This is a genomic window from Xenorhabdus santafensis, from assembly GCF_033949405.1.
Taxonomy (GTDB): Bacteria; Pseudomonadota; Gammaproteobacteria; order Enterobacterales; family Enterobacteriaceae; genus Xenorhabdus; species Xenorhabdus santafensis.
In genome coordinates, this window is the sequence record NZ_VCDN01000171.1 from 1 (window position 1) to 3,015 (window position 3,015).

Sequence of the window (3,015 nt, forward strand, 5' to 3'; positions counted from 1 at the left end):
AAAACCTCGGTTTTGTAGAACAGCGAACCGGAACCGCAATCAATAAAGTAATGAGTCAAAAATCAGCCACAGATTCATTTGCTAGACGCGATTTATATACTGAGAAATTGAAGGTCAGTATTGTCAATACCCCAAATAAGTCAGCCAGCCTTGAGATTGGGGATGGCGGGTGGTTAGCATTGAAAAATGAACCATCCGGCGATATCAAATTTTCTGTTGACAGCTCAGGTAACATCAAAAAGGGCTTGGTTGCTATAGAAGCGGGAGGAACTGGTGCTAAAACAGCAGAGCAAGCACGGGCAAACTTAGGCTTAACGGGAACTGTATCCAAAGCTGAAGGTGCATTGCAACGCAGCGGGGGACATGTAACTGGTTCAATCTCATCAACAGTCATGGATAATTACCGAATTGAGGCCGGTGACTATGGTGTTTTTTTACGTCTGGATGGGCGCGATTTTTACATTCTACAGACGAATAAGGGAGATCAAAAAGGTTCATGGAATAACTTCCGACCGTTCTCTATAAATATGGAAACAGGGAAAGTTTTATTAGGTCATGACACAAAAATTAATGGCAATTTACTTATTGGTGGTGCTGGAACAAGAATAGCTACAGATGGGAATATCTGGGGAAGTCGTTGGGGAAATAAATGGTTATGGGATGCTGTAGTTGAATTAGTTAATAATAGCGCTGCAGCCAAAAAAAATACAGCCCAAAAAGCGCCCAATGGTTGGTGGAAATGCAATGATACAGGAATCATATATCAGTGGGGAGCTGTACAAGGGTTAAACGATAACGATATGAAAACATACTCGTTTACAACACATTTCCCTAATCAATGCGTTCATTTATCGGCTATGGGGCATCTTGATAAAAAAAGTTGGGGGGGGCAAATGCTTGGTGTACACGGATGGATTATTAATAATCAACAATTCAAATTGGCTAGTGATGTTCCAGAGAATGATCATGATTTTCAATACAAAACTATATTTCACTGGTTTGCTATAGGATATTAACAGATATGAATTATTATTATAGTGCTAAAAGTAATGGATTTTATCCAATATCCATGAAGCAAGATTATCTTGATGCCGGTTCATTTCCTGATGATGCAATCGAAGTTGATGAAAATATTTTTATTGAGTTTGCTGGCAATATTCCCCCAGAAGGAAAAATACGTGTTGCGGGTCATGATGGTTTACCTACATGGGGTGATATTCCGCAACCAACTATAGAAGAGCTACAAAATCAAGCTGAACGGAAAAAATCATCCTTGCTTAATGATGCCGATATACAAATTATGAGATTAGAGCGAATTGTCAGAAGAAACATGGCAACAAAAGATGAAATCCATAAATTAGATAGTTGGGAGTTATATAGCATAGAATTAACCCGTCTAGACTGTTCTGATGTACAAAATATTAATTGGCCTAAAAAGCCAAAATAAAGATTAGGGGCATGATGCCCCTTTTTTTATTTAGGTTGTTCTGGCCATTGGATATTTGGAGCAGTTTTACAATCAACTCTATTTAGCATTACTCTATATTTACGCAATTCATTGTAAGCCAACTCTTCTTCTTCTGTAGCTATTCTTAAATCAATAGCATCTTGAAGTGGAGCTATCTTATTTTGAGTTTTTACCATTAATTTTTTCTTTTTTACTTCAGCTTGATATTGTATTTCTTCTTTAGTTGGAGGGGCAACATCTGCCCACCGAGGTAACCCATCCTCACCGGCAACACGAATCTTTCCTTCGGGAGGTATATTTCCAGCAAACTCACTAAAAATATCTTCATCAACTTCAATACCATCATCAGGCCAGTTCCCAGAGTTAATATAATTTTGCATTAATACTTTTGGGAAAAAAGAATTTTTTATTGCACTATATACATACATGATTAATATCCTATCGCAATCCAAGCTGTGGGCAAACTATAGTCTATCGTGACTCTTATTGTACTATTATTAACCAAACTGACAGAAGAGGACACGTCATCGTCCCCAAAATGTAGTGCCTTAGCAACCGTCCCTACTGCTATAGCACCTGTTAATGGAAAAGTTATCGGTAGAGCAACATCTTTTGTACCCGAAGAACCGTTTGTGATACCCCATTGAATAATCATTCCAGTATCACCACACTTCCACCATCCATTAGGTTCTTTTTGAGCAGTATTTTTATTTGCAGTAATATCATCAATTGTTGCAACAGTCCCATCCTTTTGAGGAAAATGTAGTACCCACTGATTATTTTCATCTTTATTACGTTGAACAAAATAGATGCTTTTCCCGTCTTGAGCTGTTTCTAGCAATATATAATCTTTAGTATTCTGATGTAAAAATTTAACACTCCCATATCCACTATGTTGAATGGTATTCCTAAAATAAGAATTTATTGCACCAGGACAATATAGGCCTCCATCTTTAGATAAAATCCAATCTCCTCCGCCATCATCACCATTGTTGATACGTACTCCATCACCGCCCTTATCTTTATATATATAAGCACGTGGTCTACCATCTTCATCTCTAAATGAAAAATGTTGTCTTTCATCTCCCTGAGATATAATTGCGCCTGAAGCTATTAATGCACCATTTAATCTTCCGCCTGTTATAGGATAAGCATTTTTTGCCTGGTTGATAGTTTCCTTATAATGAGAATCAAAATTTGAATAATCTTTTAAAGCGATCTTAGAAACTTCTAATGTCCCATTAGGAGATAAATCCAGTACACGTTTATTATTAATATTAATCCCGTAACTAAAAAGATCTACACTACCTCCACGAACGGCACCAGTTTGAATTGAATTGGCATACCAATCGTACTGACTGTATGATACGAGCTCATATGCTGGCCTTCCTTTGTCAGGAAACTCTGCTGAGGATACTAACGACGTTTTATTTTGCTCTGTTGGTATAGTTTCTATTTGCCCAAATGAAAATTTCCCTGTGTATTGACCACCACTGGCCGATACAGAATTCTTAGCCAATTCCTTGGTTTCCACCAAACCGAGGTTT

At 37.6% G+C, this 3,015-nt stretch carries 4 protein-coding genes; 2 read left to right on the forward strand and 2 right to left on the reverse strand.

Annotation, left to right across the window (positions count from 1 at the left end; translation table 11 throughout):
- Together FE392_RS19630 and FE392_RS19635 are read left to right on the forward strand one after the other, a co-directional pair.
- Nucleotides 1-1,016: phage tail fiber protein (locus FE392_RS19630; RefSeq protein WP_439153519.1), on the forward strand; the 1,016-nt coding region annotated here is incomplete at its 5' end.
- 5 nt (nt 1,017-1,021) lie between these two features.
- A complete protein-coding gene (locus FE392_RS19635) occupies nt 1,022-1,447 on the forward strand; it encodes a tail fiber assembly protein (RefSeq protein ID WP_319931820.1) in 426 nt (141 codons plus the stop codon).
- 26 nt (nt 1,448-1,473) lie between these two features.
- Here FE392_RS19635 and FE392_RS19640 read toward each other — a convergent pair whose 3' ends face one another.
- Together FE392_RS19640 and FE392_RS19645 are read right to left on the reverse strand one after the other, a co-directional pair.
- On the reverse strand, nt 1,474-1,896 hold the full coding sequence (locus FE392_RS19640) for a tail fiber assembly protein (RefSeq protein WP_319931821.1): 423 nt from the start codon (nt 1,894-1,896) through the stop codon (nt 1,474-1,476).
- A gap of 2 nt (nt 1,897-1,898) precedes the next feature.
- Nucleotides 1,899-3,015: gp53-like domain-containing protein (locus FE392_RS19645; protein WP_439153520.1), on the reverse strand; the 1,117-nt coding region annotated here is incomplete at its 5' end.